Here is a 16,354-nt window from a genome sequence, read left to right as displayed (position 1 = left end):
CCCTGACCACCTGGTGCCCACGGCCGGTACAGATTGCTGCCGATCGAGAGTGATTCAGACGGAAGCCAGCGCCGCCGGAAACCGCGGAATTCCGCGGTTGACGATCGGCAAGGAACCAGAAGGATGTCGCTCGACGAGTTTCATAACCCTCCGTCTCCGCCCGCCATCGTTCGCGCGAGCAGTGGACACCGAGTGCCATCAGGGCGCGTTGGGTAACGTCGTTCTCATGCGGGCCAGCTTGCTCCATGCATCCGGCGGTTGACGCGCGAGCACCAAGCTTGATGTACGACGAGTCGAAGACACCGCATGTGTGCACTTAGGGCGTTGATCCCAGTGTCCGCAAGAGCTCGATGGCACTTCCCGCTTGACTTCGGATCAGAGGGTCTCTTCCACCCGGGGGACTCGTGACTTCTGCGGGGCGGTTGCGCGAGACCTCCAAGCAACAACGCGACGAAGCTTGCGAGTTGTGGTCCGTGCCCACGCCGTGCCCACATCCGTCACGGATTGAGAGCGAACGACGAGCATTCACGGCACAGTGCAGTAGGCGCGCAGCCGCAGAATTCCGCGGATTTCAGTCCGAACCGGATCGAGAGAGGTCGTACCCTTCTGGGTTCAAATCCCACCGTCACCGCCAGAAAGCCCAGGTCAAGACCACTTGTCAGTTAGTGGAACATACTTGGCCGGCTTTGGGAGCAGCCGTCGTGAGATGATCACGACGGCTTTTCTCGTCTTGATCTGTGGTTTCTTGTGCATCGCACCTCGGCTGTACGTTCCCTGTCGAAAATTCCACGGTGAGTCAAATTCACGCGCGGCCCTTGGGGTACTCAAGGACTGCATCGAGGCAGCCGCCGGCGGTCCTGCGCCGCCCCGTGGCAAACCCTTGGGTCTATTTGAAGACGAGTGCAGATACTCAGCAGGCCACGCGGATTCCCTACAAGGACGGGCTCGCGACGGACGTGTCAAGGCGGGTTAGCGTGTCAGCATGCCGATGAACGTCGTCTCGCTTCGCCGCTACCCAGTCAAGTCGATGGGCGGCGAGGCGCTTGACTCCGTCCCGCTCGACGAGCGTGGCATCGCCGGCGACCGCTGGTTCGCCGTCGAAGACGCGGATGGCCACTTTGCGTCTGGAAAGCGCACTCGACGCTTTCGGCGCCGCGACGCGGTGTTCGGGTACTCAGCAGCCACAAACCGGACCGGCGAGGTCACTGTGAAAGGTTCATCCGGGGTTTGGAAGATCGGTGACCCTGCACTCGACGACGAACTCAGCCAGGCGATGGGAGCCGCCGTGCGGGTCACACCCGAGGCCGACGTCCCGCATCATGACATGGGTGCCGTCTCCATGATCGGTACTGCGACGCTCGACTGGTGCGCCGACCGCTGGGGTATCAACCCAGATCCCCGCCGACTGCGGGTCAACGTCGTGTTTTCGTCGACACGTCCATTCATCGAGGAGGAGTGGGTCGGTCAGACGATCTCCGTCGGGGGCGCGGCTCTGCATGTCATCGGGCCGTCTCCGCGTTGCCGAATGATTGACATTGCCCAGGACGGAGCGCTCGCTGAAGGCCGATGGCTCAAACTGTTGGCTGCCGAGCGTGACATGTTCCTGGCTATGTATGCGGATGTCGCGTCGGCTGGCGTCCTGGCCGTGGGTGACGAGCTATTCGTCACATGACGCTCATGGCTCAACCCGGCGGGCGCGCGGAAGTTGGTTGCATCATCAGCCGCGACGTAGACCCATGCGGTTTCGCCGCTGTCGAGGGTGACATCGGCGGCCGACACCGCGGTCCGGACGCCCTCTGTGGAGAACAAGGATGCCTTTAGGCCTGGCCTTCAGCCGTTCACCGGACCGGTGGAGTCTCGAATGACCAGTTCGGGTGACTCCACGACGTGGGGATGCTGCTCACCTGTGCGTATCGCATGTTGCAGAACCTCGAAGGCGCGGCGCCCCAGTGACACGAAATCCAGGCGGGCGGTGGTCAGCGGAGGCGCGAAATAGCGCGCTTCGGGCATGTCGTCGATGCCGGCCAGCGAGTAGTCGTGGGGCGCGGTGAAGCCGCGCTCGCGAGCAGCCGCAGCGAATCCCAGCGCGAGTTCGTCGTCTGCGGCGAAGACCGCACTGAATGTGCTGAAGTCCACGCGCCGTCCAGCCTCGAAGCCTGCGGCGCCGGTCCAATCGCCGCCGGTCATCACCGGCAGGAGGTTCACTCCCGCTGCGGCGACCATGTCGTAGTACGCGCGTTCCCGCTCCTGTGATTCGACACTGTCCCGGGGACCCGAGAGGAACGCGATGTTGCGGTGGCCGAGTTGGAGCAGGTGGCCCATCACCGCGCGGCCGGCTGCGTAGGAGTCGGCTCCGACCGTGCCCGTGCTCGGCAGCGGTCTGCCGGTGATCGCGACGACGGGTACCTCATTGCGGACACTCCGCTCGAGCACACGTTCCAGCCCTTCCACCCTTGCCGACACCACGATGCCGTCGACACGCATCGACAGGAACCGCTCCAGCGCCCGTGCCGCTTCTGGCGGCTGGGGATTGGTGGCAGTCAGGTGTGCGGTGATGAGTGTGATGTCGGCATCGTGCGCGGCGAAGCTGAGTCCCGACAGCGTCTGAGCTGCGCCGTAGTTCAGTGGAGACGAGGTGAGGACTCCGACAGTGTCAGCGCGACCGATCTGCAAGCTCCGTGCGAGGCGGTTCGGCCGGTAGCCGAGGGCATCGATCGCTTTCTGGATCCGTGCGCCCGTCTCCTTGCCGACGTAGGAAGCGCCGGTGAGATAGCGCGACACGGTTTGTGCTGATACGCCAGCAAGGTGGCCGACGTCGGTGAGGGTCGGACGACTCGCGGGTCCAGTCCCGTTCGCTCCCGCAATTGGCATGTCATCTTCCATCGGCATCGAGTGTCTCGATCATAGCTGCTGCCGACAAGTTAGCGATTCCAGAAATGCGTGCGATTGCCGACGATTAGTGACTCTCGCGGTTTTCCAAGGCTATGCGGCTCAGCTCACGACTCGACAGTGCCGCTTGACACAAAGTATGCAAACGCTAACATAGCCATGATCCAGCGCCCCGTTCAGCGTGACGAAGGCTCGACCGGGCGCTCACAACGACAGCAAAGGAAGCGCAATGATGCGAATGACACGGATGCTGGCCCTCGCGGGTGTTGCGGTGGTCTCTCTGGGCCTCGCCGCCTGTTCGGCTGGGAGTCAGAGCGAGGACGGTCGGGTCACCCTCACCTATTGGAAGCTCGCGGACACGAACGATGCGTCGAAGCAGGCATCGCAGGAGATCATCGACGGCTTCGAGAAGGAACATCCCGAGATCAAGATCGACGTTCAGGAGCGCGCCACGGATGCGCACAAGGAGGCGCTTCGGACATCGCTGGGCACCTCCGCTGCACCTGATGTGTACTGGTCTTGGGCGGGGCCGGGTATCGGGGGCGAGTACGTCCAAGGCGGTGCAAGCCTCGATCTCAAGGAGTACTACGACGAGTACGACTGGTCAGAGCGATTCAGTGACGTAGGAATGGCGAGTGTCAGGCAGTACGGGGGATACGACGGCGTACCGAACGGTCAGGCCGGTGCCGCTGTCTTCTACAACAAGGACCTCTTCGCCCAGGCCGGCATCTCCGAGCCCCCGACGACGTACGACGAACTGGTCCAGGATGCTGAGAAGCTCGTGGCTGCGGGGATCACCCCGATCGAGTTCGGCGGCACGGTGAACTGGCACCTGATGCGCTTGCTCGACAACATTCTGATGACCCAGTGCGGTCCAGAAACCTTCCGCGCGCTCATCACAGCCGAAGCAGACTGGGCCGAGGAATCCTGCGTGGACGACACCTTCGAGGAATTCCACACCTGGACGCAGGACTATCTCACACCTGGGTGGGCGAGCCTCAGCGACTCCGAGGCCAACGCGTTGTTTTTCCAGGGTGAAGCGGCGATGGTGATCGAGGGCAACTGGTTCGACAACGTGCTGCGCTCGAACGAGGTCGATACCAGCAATATCGGTGTCTTCCTCTTCCCCACTGGCACGGGGGAGCTGTACGGCGACACCTCGAACGTCTACATCTCGGCGACCAGCGAGCACCCCGACGAGGCGGCGCTGTTCCTCGACTACCTCACGAGCGAGGAGCCGCAGCAGATCAGCCAGCGCCTGGTCGGAGCCCGGCCCATCAACGTCAATGTCGCTGTCGACGAGTCGACGCAGGACAGCCTCGACAAGCAGTGGAACCCGCTGTTCGACGAGGCGACCGGGCTCTACTACTTCAACGATCAGGGAATGACCCTGGCGATGACCACCGAGTACTGGCGAATCCAGAACCTCGTCGCCACGGACGAGCTGGACCCATCGAAGGCGGGCGCCGAACTGCAGAAGTTCATCGACAACCAGTGATACCACCGCCGGCGGGAGGCGAGCCTCCCGTCGGCGCGGCTTCGTCTCGCGAGGGATCTCATGTCCGCATCATCATCTTCGACTCGCGTGACTCGCTCACGGCGTCGTTCCAACTTCTTGACCGCGCTGCCGTTTCTGGCGCCGGCGCTGATCGCCTATGTCGTCTTCGTCATCGCACCGATGGTCGAGTCCGTCCGGCTGTCCTTTTTCGACTGGACCGGTTTCGTCGGCGCTCCTCAGGAGTTCGTCGGCCTGCGCAACTACGTCCGGATCTTCACGCAGGACCCGGTGTTCTGGACGGCCTTCCGAAACACCGTCATCTGGATCGTGCTGTCGCTGATCGTCCCGATCACGATCAGTCTGCTGCTGGCACTCGCATTGAACCGGCCGCTCTTCGGACGGAATGTGTTCCGATCCGTCTTCTACATCCCTGGCGTCCTGGCGTCCATCGCCGTGGCAAACATGTGGCGCTGGATCTACAACCCGAACTACGGCATCGGCGCCAGCATCGGCAACGCCCTCGGGTTGCCCTGGCTGGCCGACATCCAGTGGCTGGGCGATCAGAACCTTGCGCTATATTCGGTGTTCCTCGCCTCCGTCTGGCAGGGGGTCGGCACGAACATGGTTCTGTTCCTCGCAGGACTCCAGTCCGTGCAGAAGGAGCAGATCGAAGCCGCACGCATCGATGGCGCCAACAGCTGGCAAGTGTTCCGCAGCGTCACGCTGCCGGCGCTGCGCCCGACGATCGTGATCGTGTATGTACTCACCTTCATCGGTGCGGTCAAGGTGTTCGACCTGATCGTCGGAATGACTGGCGGTGGCCCGGCGCAGAAGACTCAGGTGCTCGCGCTCTGGTCGTATCAGCAATCGCTCACCAACCATGAATACGGCCCCGGAAGCGCGGTAGCGACCGTCCTGCTCATCGTCACCTTGGCGGTGGTGCTTCCCTACTTGGCATGGACCGGCCGCCAGGAGGAGAAATGAACGCCGTCCTGACAGCGGCCCGACAGCGGGCGTCGCTTCGTGAACTCGAACCGCGCCGCAGACGACAGCCGAACTACATCCGCATTGGGCTGTGGATCGCTCTGTTGATCTCCTTGCTCATCTGGATGCTGCCGCTCGTCTTCATCCTGTTCACGTCGCTGAAGACCGAAGCCGACGCGATCGGCACATCCGTGTTCTCATGGCCGGCCAATCCGGACTTCGCAAACTACGCCGAGGCCTACACCGCAGGCAACCTGCTGAACGCGGGGACGAACAGTCTCATCATCGCCCTGGTCAAGGTGCCGCTCGGGCTGCTGATCGCTGCTGCCGCGGCCTTCGCGATCGCGCGGATCCGCTTCAAGAGGCGTCGGATACTACTGGCGGCCATGGCCATGGGTGCGATGGTGCCGATTCAGGTGGCCATCGCCCCCTTGTTCCAGATCATCAACTCGATGGGGCTGCTCAACACCCACATCGGTGTCATCCTGCCCTACATCGGGTTCGGCATCCCCTACGAGATATTCATCCTGTACGGGTTCTTCCGTCAGATTCCCGAAGAGTTGGACGAGAGCGCCCGGATGGACGGCGCGTCCTACTTCCGACTGTTCTGGCAGATCATCCTGCCGCTATCGGGTCCGGCACTGGCCGCGCTGTTCATCCTCGACTTCGTGGCGACGTGGAACGAGTACGGGATGGCGCTGGTGCTCCTTCAGAGCTCGGAATCCTGGACCGTGCCGCTGGCCATTCAGGGGTTCCAATCGCAATACACCAGCTCCTACGGGCCGATCAACGCCTTCACGATCATGTCGGTCATACCCGTCGTGATCGTCTACCTGCTGTTCCAGCGCTACTTCGTGTCCGGCGCCTTCGCCGGATCCGTGAAGGGATGACCTCAATGAACACCGCTGCCACGGACTCCGGCTATTCGGGGGAGGAGAAGCTCGGAACCGTCCTTCGAGACAAGCGTGCGCGCGCCGTTCTCGAGCGACACATGCCGGAGTTGAAGAGACTCTCAGAGGCACTCGTCCTCGGCGGGCATCCCCTCGGCCTCGTCGCACGAACATCCCCGGCCCTGGGTAGTCCCCAGGCCGTCGAGGCGCTGTTCGAGGATTTGTCCGCGCTCGGGGAGCCGACCGCGGATAGTGCCGTGGATCGCAAGGCGCCCGCGCCCGTATCGAGGACGTACCGGACAGAGGGGAAGCCCGCTGCCGCTCGCGTCCGGTATCCGCAGTCAGTGCCTCGATTCGGATTGTTCGAGCTCCTGTTCGACGGACCACGGCACGGAAATCCCTTCGTCGACGTACAGCTCGCGCTTCGGCTGGAACGCCCCGAAGGACCCGTCGAGGTGCCGGGCTTCTACGACGGTGACGGAACCTATCGAGTGCGCTACCTGGTCGAGTCGGAGGGTACCCATCGATTCGCGAGCGTCAGTAATGCGCCGACGATGCACGGAATCCAGGGTGAGTTCGAAGCTCTCGCCGATTCGGATGCTCGCGGCCCGGTGCGTATCCAGGACCGCTTCCACTTCGCGTACTCGAATGGGGAGCGGTTCGTTCCGGTGGGCACGACCGCCTACGCGTGGACCCACCAAGAGGTAGGACTCGAGGAGCAGACCCTCCGAACGCTCGCCGAGTCGCCGTTCAACAAGATCCGCATGTGCATCTTTCCGAAGTCCTATATCTTCAACGAGAACGAACCGTCGTTCTATCCATTCGCCGGCAATCCCGACGACGGGTTCGACCTCGAACGGTTCGACGTGCGCTACTGGCAGCATCTCGAGCAGCGCCTACGCGATCTGGACGAGCGGGGCATCCAGGCCGACCTGATCCTCTTCCACCCCTACGACCGGTGGGGCTTTGCGGACATGGGCGCGCTCGCCGACGATCGCTATCTGCGATACGCCGTGGCCCGTCTCGCCGGCTTCGAGAACGTCTGGTGGTCGTTGGCTAACGAATACGACCTGATGCCATCCAAGAGCGAGAGCGACTGGGAAAGATTCGCCTCGATCGTCCGTCAGAACGATCCCAGCAGGCACCTGCTCTCCATCCACAACTGCTTCGAGTTCTACGACTATGCACGGGAGTGGGTGACGCACGCCAGCATCCAACGGCAGGACATGTACAAGACGGCGGAGATGACCGACGAATGGCGCACACGGTGGGGAAAACCCGTCGTCGTCGACGAGTGCGCGTACGAGGGTGACATCGACCAGGGCTGGGGCAACATCACCGGCCAAGAGATGGTGCGCCGATTCTGGGAAGGTTCGGTCCGTGGCGGTTACGTCGGCCACGGCGAGACGTACCTCAAGGAGAATGACGAACTGTGGTGGTCCAAAGGCGGCGAGCTCATCGGATCCAGCCCAGCGCGAATCGCCCTGCTGCGTGAGGTCATCGAGAGCGCGCCGACCGCCTTGGAGCCGATCGAACTCGATTGGGACTTTCCCAGCGCTGGGGCTCCCGGTCAGTACGTCCTCACCTACTTCGGGTCTCATCAACCCAGATTCCGCCGCTTCCTGTGGGATCCAGCTGTCGCCTACACGGTGGACATCATCGATACCTGGAACATGACCGTCGAACGTCTGCCAGAGACCGTCAGCGGACGCTTCACCATCGAGCTGCCGGGACGACCGTTCATCGCACTGCGGTTCCAAGCGGCGCCGTCGGTCCGGGCAGGCGAATCGTCCTGAACTCGCGATCAGGCGTCCCGAACGAAGCGCCATCGATCACGCTGACGTGGTTCGACCGACCAGGCGAGCGGCTGTTCAGGTTCGGTTCCGCTGTCTACGCCCGCGCGATGCCGGCGATGTGGGTGTTGAACGGCAGGAACGGGGTATGCACCCGGTAGCGCTCTACGGTGAGCGTCGCGAAGCCCGCGGCGCGCACGGATTGCTCCAGGTCCCGTTCGCAGGAGCAGCCCTCGAACGTCCACGCCCACGGACGGCGAAGCATCCGCTGGGCGAGGCGGGTCGGCGTACCCGGCGCCGCCACGACGTGCTCCAGAAACCGGAAGGTGCCGCCAGGGCGCAGGATGCGCCGTACCTCGGCGAGCACGGCCACTGGATCGTGCACCGAGCAGAGCACCAGCGAAGAGATCACGCTGTCCACACTGCTGTCGGCAATGTCTGTCTGCTCGGCCATGCGTTCGCGCAGATCCAGCCGCACGCCGCGTCGCTGCGCAGCTTCGATCAGCCGGCCGTGCATGTACCGGTTCGGTTCGATGGCAACGAGCGTGCTGCCGGAGGGCAGGTAGCGGAGGTTGGCGCCGACGCCCGGTCCGATCTCGACGACCTCACGAGGCAGCCCGGCGAACAGCTGCTGCTTGCGGCTGCGCAGGTTCCGCTCCCTATCGCCCCGCAGCCGGCTGTGCCGATCGCCGCGTAGCAACCCGCCTCTTCGGGTGTGCGGTTCGCCGGCCGCGGTGTCGAGGGCCGGGGTGGGCGGGCGCTGCGTCGGCCGGCTCGAGGAGCCGTTCGCTCACGCGCGAGCCTCGGACAGAGCGACCTTCGGCTTGGCCCAAGAGCGGCCATGGGTGTCTTTGAGGATGTCGTACTCGACATCGACGAGGGGCTCGATCGCGCTGTACTTGTCGTTCGGAGCGCCGATGACGAGCTGGAACCCGAGACCGCGCCATGCACCGATCGCACGCTTGGTGAAGTGCGCGTCCGCCTTGATGAGGGCTTCGTCGAGGAACACGGGGGCGTACCGTGGCCGCTCGGCGCCCGCGTCACCCAGCTGGTACCGCAGCGCCGCTCCGACGATGAACGCGATCAGCTCCTGGGACTCGCCGCCGGACTTCTCGCCGATGTGATCGTAGAGCGCGACATGCTGTGCGGTGGTCGCGTGGATGCGCTCCGCGCTCACTCGCACGTGATTGCGCACGTCGACGAGTTCGGTGAAGTCCGGAGCATCGCGGCGCAGGCGGTTGATCAACCGTGACATCCGGTGGTACGCGCGTTCGCGCTCCTCGTCGGTGGCGACGGATTCGATCAGCGTGCGCACCTCGCGGAGTTCTTTGCGGAAGCGCCGGCGCACCTCGGACTGGTTCTCGCGCGGTGTGATCTGCAGCCGGTGGTCATCGTCGTAGAAGGGGAGATCCTGCATGATCACGTTGATGGGCTCGATGCGGTCGCGGATCTCCCGCAGCGAACGGCTGAGCGTCGAATCGAGGTTGGTGAGGTCGTTCCCCGAGAGCTTGAGCAGGCTGTCGCGCCACTCCGTCTCCAGTTCGTGCAGGCCGCTGGTCTCGAGATCGGCGAGGATGCGCTCGAAGTCGCCGAGCGAATGGTCGGGGTCGGCGAGGAGGTTCGGGTTGGGCCAGCGATCGAGGAAGCCGCTCAGGGTCCGCCGCAGGCTCTCCCGCTGTTCCGCCACGGCGTCCTGTGCGGCGCGCTGATCGTCGGCGAACCGGCGCGCTGCGGAGTCGAGCGCCGCATCGAAGCGCGCCAGATCCTGCGTGCGCGGCGAGGATCCGGTCTGGTCGGGAACAAGGAACTGCGTGTCGAGGTAGGACGCCTGGTCGTCGGTCAGCGCACGCCCCCCAGCCTCTGCCGCGTCGACCACGGCCTGCGCGGCGTCGACCTCGTCGGTCGTGGCCGCCCACGCGTCGGCGAGGCGTTTCCGCTCCGCCTTGGCGCCGCCGATGTCCTCGCGCAGTTCGGCGGCCTCCCTCCTCTTCTGTTCGATCTGGGACTGGATGCCGGCGATGGCGGGGTTCGCGGCGGCGACGTCGGTAATGATCGCCTGCCAGCGTTCGCGTTCCCGTTCGAGGGAGGCGATGTCGACCTCTTCCCACGTCAGGTCCTGGATCTTCGCGTACGCGGCGAGCCGCGCGTCGAAGGCGTCGAGCGCGACGCCGGCCTCGGCGGCCGCCGTCCGGGCGGCTGCCAGCTCGGCGCGCACGGCCCCCAGCTGCGCATCGAGTTCACCGAGGCGGCGGTGGGTGGAGAAGCCGAGGACGTTGCCGCGACCGTGCCCGCCGTGGGCCCCACGCGAACCGTGCGAGGTCTGCCCGGTGATCGTGAGCGTCATCCGGTGGTCTGCCAGCCGGGTTGCCGCGTCGACGCACACATAGCCGAACCGTCGGTCGAGCTCCTCCTGCAGCCAACCTGTGAAGGGCGTGCTCTTGTAGTCGAGCCGCCCGGGAAGGGTGTGCGGGTCCCGGGCGCGGGCCTCGGGGAGGCCGGTGTGCACACCCTCGTAGCGGAGGCGGTCGGCGGTGCGGACGGAATCGATGGCGGCGCGGAACGCGGGCAGCAGCGCGACGTCGATGAGCAGCGTCGTGGCGAAGCCGCCGAGTGCGAAGTTGAAGGCTTCCCGCCAGGGTTCGAACTCCGTGCGGACCTCGATGAGCTCGCCGACGAAGGGCAGGTCGCCGGTGGCCAGGCCGGCGGCGCGTGCCAGCAGCTCGCGGGATCGGCGGAGCCGTTCGGGGATGTTGTCGTCGCGGCCTTCGGCCTCGCGCCGCTCGGCCTCGAGGTCGGTCATGCGGGCCCCGAGCGCGTTCCTGGCGCCCACCGCCGCCGCGTACGCCTCGCGGAGCGACTCCTTCGCATGGGGGTCGTCGGCCGCCTCACGGGCGCGACGCGACAACGCCTCGAACTCCCGCGCGGAGCCGACCTCGGTCTGCAGCACCTCGAGCGCGACGTCGAGCTTCTCGCGTTCCCGTCCCACGATCGTGAGCCGGTTCTCGAGTCCGCGGAGCTCCCGGTGGGCGGTCTCGAGCCGGTCGCCGCCCGCTGCGCGCAGGACCTCTCCGAGCCCTTCCCGCGCTATGTCCGCCGCCTCGGCCAGCGCCTGCTTCTCTCGCACCGTGGCATCCGCGGTGCGGGTCGCGGACTGCAATTCGGCTTCGACATCGCGCAGCAGGTCGAGGCGGCGGGATGCGCGCCACAGCGTCGCCAGCGAATCCGGCTCGGTGAAGCGGCCGATCACGTCGAGCAGGCGCAGCCGCTCGGCCGCCTCTTCGATCCGCGCCCGCGCCGACCTGATCGGCTCCAGCGCGCGAACCTGCTGCTGCGCGGTGAGCATGCGGCTGCGGGTGCCCTCGAGACCGTCGAAATGCGCGACGACCGCGTCGGCGGTGGCCAGCGTCTCGGGCTCCTCGAGCACCATCCGCTTGTAAAGGTCGTCGACCGTGGTGATCTGCTGCCCGGCCTGGATGCGGGCGAGCAGGCTCATCGCCTTGCCACCCGCCCCGGCCGCACCGATGCCGAGCACGGTATGAAGACGAGCCGAGAACTCGCGGTCGGTCGCGACGGTGTCTAGTCCGACACTCTTCACCGCGGCATCCGACAACCGCAGAGATGCCGCAGCTTCGAGCGAGCTCAGATCGAACGGACCACCGACCGTCGCACGCACGCGCACCGTGTCCTCGAGAACGCGCGCGGCCGCCGGGATGTACCAGGCGCGCACCGCGGTGAAACGAGAGCCGTCGTGATCGAGCCAGGTCATCGAGATCGCCGACCAGGTGTCGGTGCCGTCGCCGCGGAGCACCGTCAGCTTCGTGCCGTCCTCGGTGCGCGTCTCGTCGGTCTTGCCCCGCCCGTACGAGAGGATGTTGCGCTGTTCCTGACCCCGCGGCCGCCCGACGACGGCCCCGTTGGAGGCGCCGTTGAACGGCGTCGTGTGCGGCATCATCAGGGCGACGTAGGCGTCCATCAACGTCGACTTGCCGGAGCCCGAGCCGCCGCACAGCAGCGTGGCGGCCGGCGAGAAGCGCACCCGGTGCGCCCCGTCGTAACCGCCCCAGTTGACGAGCTGGAGCTCATCGGCCACCCACTGCTGCCCGCGGGAAGCCGCGGGGATGAGGCCGAAGAGCGTGTCGAGCATGGTCACAGTGCGGCCTCCGTGTCGTCGAGGTCGTCGTCGAGGTCGGCCTCATCGACGTCGTCAGCGGCGTCGGCCTCGTCGTCCGCCTCATCGAGGTCGATCGGTCCAGGCCCCGCCGACTGCGTCTCGAGCCAATCCCGCAGCGCCCGCAGGCGGTCGGAGCTCAGCAGGATCTCGACAAGCGCGTTGATCCGGTACCGGCCCTCCGACTCCTCCTCGATGACGCCGTCCTGGCGCAGCCGGGCGACCGCGCCGCGGATCGCCTTCTGCCGACGCGCGGTGCTGCCATCCGCCTCGGCGAAGTAGGTCAGGACCGTCTGCTCGATCTCCTCGATATCGACCCGCGCCGATGACTCGCCGGCGGTGGTCTCGCGCTGGTAGACCGTGCGCAGGTGCACCAGCACGAGAGTCTCAGCGCGCGAGTAGGCCTCATCGCGCAGCAGGATCGGGATCTCGAGCTCGTCCGACCGGATCTGCTCCTTGTACGCGACGCCGCGATCGTGGTCGACCACGAGCCGGACGAAGAGATCGTTCAGGCGCGACTCGATGGTGTGCTGGTGATCCATCAGCACGGACCACTCGCCGCGGTTGCGGTCGGCGAGCAGAAAGCGGCGCTGCAGCAGGCGCACGAGCACGCGCCGCACCTCGGGGTCGAGGACGCCCCGATCGCCGGGAAAGAGCTCCTCGGGATCATGCTCCATCGCGACCGGATCGATGAACGGGTCGTCCGTCGCGGTGTCGGGCGCGGTCGCGAGGTCAGTCATTCTCAGGCTCTTTCACAGTGCGGGCGGTCACGGCGCCGAAAGCGAAGCGGCGACTCGATCCATCGGGCCGTCGCGCTTCGGCGACGGAGACCTCGTCGTTCTCGGTCATGCCGTTTCGGTGGGCGATCTCCAGCAGTCCGAGGAGGTCGACGGGGCGGCGCGTGTCGTCCGCGGCGCCTTCGAAGGCGGTCGCGAGGTCGAAGCGATCGCCGAGCGTTGCGACGTACTCCTCGAGCTCCGCGTACCGTGGTCCGCCCCACGCGCGGGTGTCGGCATCCACGAACTCGATGTCGTCCGGCGCGGCCAGCGGCTCCGGCGCCGCCTGCGGACGGAGGTCGCTGAGAGACTGCCGGAGGTGCCCGATGTCGGACACGGGCAAAGTGTGCAGCGGCTCGACGCGGTCTCCGGGCTTCGAGCTCTGCATCCACACGTGGAGTCCCGACATCACGCTTCGCAGAAGCTCGTCGACCTGACGGTCGCGGATGGGGTCATGGGTGCGCACCTGCGCCGTGATGACCTGCGACGCCCGGCGCTGCGCGGTGAGAACGTCCTGCACGCCCTTTTCGACCTGGCGTCCGATCGAGTCGAGATCGCTGCGTTGCGCGGTGCCCATCAACCGCGAGAAGGGCTGAGCGAGCAGCGTGCGCAACTGCGTGGTCAGGCGGTCGATGTGCTCGGGGTCGCCGATGAGGCGCAGTGCGCCTTCGAACGCTCGCCCCTCCGGCGTCGACTGCATCACGTGCTGACCGCGCTGCAGGTACTCGCGGAGGATCTCGCCGGTGGGACGGATGTCGCGGCGCAGGTCCGCGACGACATCCCGCTGCATCGCCTTGATCGATTCGGCCACGCGGGAGAAGTCCGCGGGCAGCTCCCGAGCGAGGTGGAGGACGTTCTCCGCCTCCTCCAGCAGCTGCTCATCGTCGACCGGCTCGGCTTCGTCGCTGCGCAGCCGGGCGATCTCCGCATCGAGCGCGTCACGCTCTTCCAGCAGCAGCGCGATGCGCTGCTCGGGGTCGGATTCCGCGTCACGCGCCAGGCGCTCGACGGCTTCCAGCAGCGTCCGCACCCGCGACCGCGACACGCGCGCGCGTCCGCCGCCGGTCCGGCCCGCGATCTCGAGCGCCCCGACGGCGTGCGCGGTCAGCCGGTACACCTCGACATCATCCTCGAGCTGCGGCGCCAGCCAGCCGACGCGCACCCAGTTGCGACAGATCTCGCGGGCGGTCCCGACAGGGAGCCGGCGCTCGTCTTCGTCGTATCCCGCCGCGCGCAGCTCTTCGAGAGCCTCGCCGATCTCGGCATGGGCGTCGGCGACAGCGACGGAGCGGCGCTCGGATGTGAACACGATCGACAGCATGGCCACGACGAAGGGCGCATAGCGGCCGTGGAGAAGGTCGAGAGTCGGATCCTTGAATGCGAGTACCGAACGCTGGTAGGCAGCCTCGGCGCGCGTATTCGACATCCTTGCAAGATTAGTCGGGTGGGCGGCAGGCCCGAGGCGGAGGCCTCGGTCCGACCTGCACCCGTGGCCGAACCGGCTGGGTCAGCCGCCCGGTCCGACCGGATCGATCGGTGCTCCGTCGCCGTTCTCGGGCAAGTCGCCGCGCTCGACCGGCTCGCCGGGAGCCTCCGGGAGGTCGGAGAAGAGCAGTTCGAGTTCAGCGTCCGACGGCACATGCACGGCCTTCGCGGCTGCCAGAAGTTCTTCGGGCGGGGCGTCGTTCATCCCCGTGACCCGGATCAACGCACCGTCCCGGACCGCGACGTACTCGTGGGAGCTGCCGCCCGACCGATGCCAGACGCCTTCTTCATCAGTGCATGTCACCGGTTCGTCGGGCGCATCCCACAGCGGTGTCTCGACGCAGGAGGCCGCCGTCAGGTCACCTCGGTCCGTACGGATGGTGAGCATGGCCCCGTTGGTCGCATTGGTCCAGGTGGCCGACATCCCGTCACCGGCACCCGTCCCGACCGACTGCGGCGCCAGCTCGTAGCCGTCCACCTGGGTGGTGAACACGAGTTCAGGTGCGATGCCGACGGCGCTCGCGCGCTCGGCGATCAGGCTGGGATCAGCGGCATCCGTTCCTGGCGTCTGCGACGCGCATCCACTGATCGACACAGCGACGAGGGCGACGACGACACTCACGGCCGCCGATGCCACTGCGCGGAGTGGGCGAGTTCGAGGCATGAGAGCATCCTGCCGCACGCTCGGGGCTGCCACACCGCGACATGACCTTGCGGCGCTCGACAGCGCCCGTCGACGAGGGGTGGGCGCCGCCGAGCGCCCTTCGGCGAGTCGCCCCCGAGTGCGGGATCGTCACATTCGCGGGCCTCACCTGGTCTTGTCTTGCAGGAGCTGCCGACCGGTGACGGCCGGGGCCTGCGCTCGCACCTCACGACCGAAAGGATCTGTCATGACTCAGCATGTTCTGGAGCCGGAAGCCCAAGCGTTCGCCGACGCCACCTCCAAGCCCCCCTTCCTCGCCGACCTCGGTGTCGACGGTGCCCGGAAGCTGCTGGACGACGTCCAGGCGGCACCGATCGCCAAGCCGGACGTCACTGAGGAGTGGATCACGGTCCCGGCCGAGGTCGGCGATGTGCGGGTGCGCATCGTGAAGCCGGTGGGCGCCACCACAGACCTGCCGGTGGTCCTCTTCGTGCACGGTGGTGGCTGGGTGCTGGGTAATGCCGGCACCCACGACCGCCTCGTGCGCGATCTTGCGACGGGCGCCGACGCGGCGATCGTGTTCGTAGAGTACGACCGGTCACCCGAAGCACATCACCCGGTCGCCGTCGAACAGGCTTACGCGACCGCACGCTGGATCACGAACGAGGGCGCAGCCAAGGGTCTCGACGCGTCGCGTCTCGCCATCGCCGGCGATTCCGTCGGTGGGAACATGGCTGCGGTCGTCGCGATCCTCGCAAAGAAGCGCGGCGATGTCGCCTTCATCCACCAGTCGCTGTACTACCCGGTCACCGACGCCGGCCAGAACACCGAGAGCTACCGCGAGTTCGCCGAAGGCTTCCACCTTCGCGCCGATGCGATGGCCTGGTTCTGGGACAGCTACCTCCCCGACCACGACGCCCGCAAGGATGTCACCGCGTCCCCGCTGCAGGCGCCGGTCGACGAGCTGAAGGGTCTCCCCGAGACCTTCCTCATCGTCGACGAGAACGATGTCCTCCGCGACGAGGGGGAAGCGTACGGGCGAAAGCTCATCGAGGCCGGCGTGCGCACCACGCTCGTCCGCTACGACGGGACGATCCACGACTTCATGATGCTCAACCCGCTTCGCAGCTCCGCTGCCAGCACCGCCGCGATCGAACAGGCGATCCATGTCCTCCGCAAAGCCTTCGCCGCGGCATGATCCACCCGCACCCGAACAGCCGCGAGCGTG

At 66.3% G+C, this 16,354-nt stretch carries 12 protein-coding genes; 6 read left to right on the top strand and 6 right to left on the bottom strand.

Translation table 11 applies throughout. The features are described from left to right. Positions 1-982 precede the first annotated feature (982 nt). Complete coding sequence (locus Q9R08_RS00785) at positions 983-1,672, top strand: MOSC domain-containing protein (RefSeq protein WP_308865901.1); 690 nt, start codon at positions 983-985, stop codon at positions 1,670-1,672. 158 nt (positions 1,673-1,830) lie between these two features. Here Q9R08_RS00785 and Q9R08_RS00780 read toward each other — a convergent pair whose 3' ends face one another. Next, entirely contained in the window at positions 1,831-2,883 is a 1,053-nt protein-coding gene (locus Q9R08_RS00780) for a LacI family DNA-binding transcriptional regulator (protein ID WP_308865900.1), read from the bottom strand. Between the two features lie 235 nt (positions 2,884-3,118). Here Q9R08_RS00780 and Q9R08_RS00775 point away from each other — a divergent pair, with 235 nt between their 5' ends. The 4 genes from Q9R08_RS00775 to Q9R08_RS00760 are packed head-to-tail and all read left to right on the top strand — an operon-like array spanning position 3,119 to position 8,057. Next, positions 3,119-4,387: an ABC transporter substrate-binding protein gene (locus Q9R08_RS00775; protein ID WP_308865899.1), complete on the top strand. Its 1,269-nt coding sequence runs from the start codon at positions 3,119-3,121 to the stop codon at positions 4,385-4,387. 60 nt (positions 4,388-4,447) lie between these two features. Further along, complete coding sequence (locus Q9R08_RS00770) at positions 4,448-5,371, top strand: carbohydrate ABC transporter permease (protein ID WP_308865898.1); 924 nt, start codon at positions 4,448-4,450, stop codon at positions 5,369-5,371. After that, positions 5,344-6,261: a carbohydrate ABC transporter permease gene (locus Q9R08_RS00765; protein ID WP_308865897.1), complete on the top strand. Its 918-nt coding sequence runs from the start codon at positions 5,344-5,346 to the stop codon at positions 6,259-6,261. Before Q9R08_RS00770 ends, Q9R08_RS00765 begins: the two co-directional genes overlap by 28 nt. A 5-nt stretch (positions 6,262-6,266) precedes the next feature. After that, the gene (locus tag Q9R08_RS00760) at positions 6,267-8,057 is read left to right on the top strand and encodes a DUF5605 domain-containing protein (protein ID WP_308865896.1); all 1,791 of its coding nucleotides are present in this window, start codon (positions 6,267-6,269) and stop codon (positions 8,055-8,057) included. 94 nt (positions 8,058-8,151) lie between these two features. Here the strand turns inward: Q9R08_RS00760 and Q9R08_RS00755 are convergent, their stop codons facing one another. The 5 genes from Q9R08_RS00755 to Q9R08_RS00735 form a co-directional block, all read right to left on the bottom strand. Then, on the bottom strand, positions 8,152-8,754 hold the full coding sequence (locus Q9R08_RS00755; protein WP_308865894.1) for a class I SAM-dependent methyltransferase: 603 nt from the start codon (positions 8,752-8,754) through the stop codon (positions 8,152-8,154). A gap of 90 nt (positions 8,755-8,844) precedes the next feature. Beyond that, entirely contained in the window at positions 8,845-12,204 is a 3,360-nt protein-coding gene (locus Q9R08_RS00750; RefSeq protein ID WP_308865893.1) for an ATP-binding protein, read from the bottom strand. Then, the gene (locus Q9R08_RS00745; RefSeq protein ID WP_308865892.1) at positions 12,201-12,962 is read right to left on the bottom strand and encodes a DUF4194 domain-containing protein; all 762 of its coding nucleotides are present in this window, start codon (positions 12,960-12,962) and stop codon (positions 12,201-12,203) included. The genes Q9R08_RS00750 and Q9R08_RS00745 overlap by 4 nt, the downstream gene beginning before the upstream one ends. Then, complete coding sequence (locus Q9R08_RS00740; RefSeq protein ID WP_308865891.1) at positions 12,955-14,424, bottom strand: DUF3375 domain-containing protein; 1,470 nt, start codon at positions 14,422-14,424, stop codon at positions 12,955-12,957. The genes Q9R08_RS00745 and Q9R08_RS00740 overlap by 8 nt, the downstream gene beginning before the upstream one ends. 81 nt (positions 14,425-14,505) lie before the next feature. Continuing rightward, a complete protein-coding gene (locus Q9R08_RS00735; RefSeq protein WP_308865890.1) occupies positions 14,506-15,147 on the bottom strand; it encodes a hypothetical protein in 642 nt (213 codons plus the stop codon). A 226-nt stretch (positions 15,148-15,373) separates the two neighbouring features. Here Q9R08_RS00735 and Q9R08_RS00730 point away from each other — a divergent pair, with 226 nt between their 5' ends. Then, positions 15,374-16,324 carry an alpha/beta hydrolase gene (locus Q9R08_RS00730; RefSeq protein WP_308865889.1) on the top strand — a complete coding sequence of 317 codons (951 nt, stop codon included), beginning with the start codon at positions 15,374-15,376 and terminating at the stop codon, positions 16,322-16,324. Positions 16,325-16,354 lie beyond the last annotated feature (30 nt).

Origin of the sequence: Microbacterium psychrotolerans, assembly GCF_031085295.1 — a bacterium.
GTDB lineage: Bacteria > Actinomycetota > Actinomycetes > Actinomycetales > Microbacteriaceae > Microbacterium > Microbacterium psychrotolerans.
This window is presented reverse-complemented; position numbering and strand designations above follow the sequence as displayed.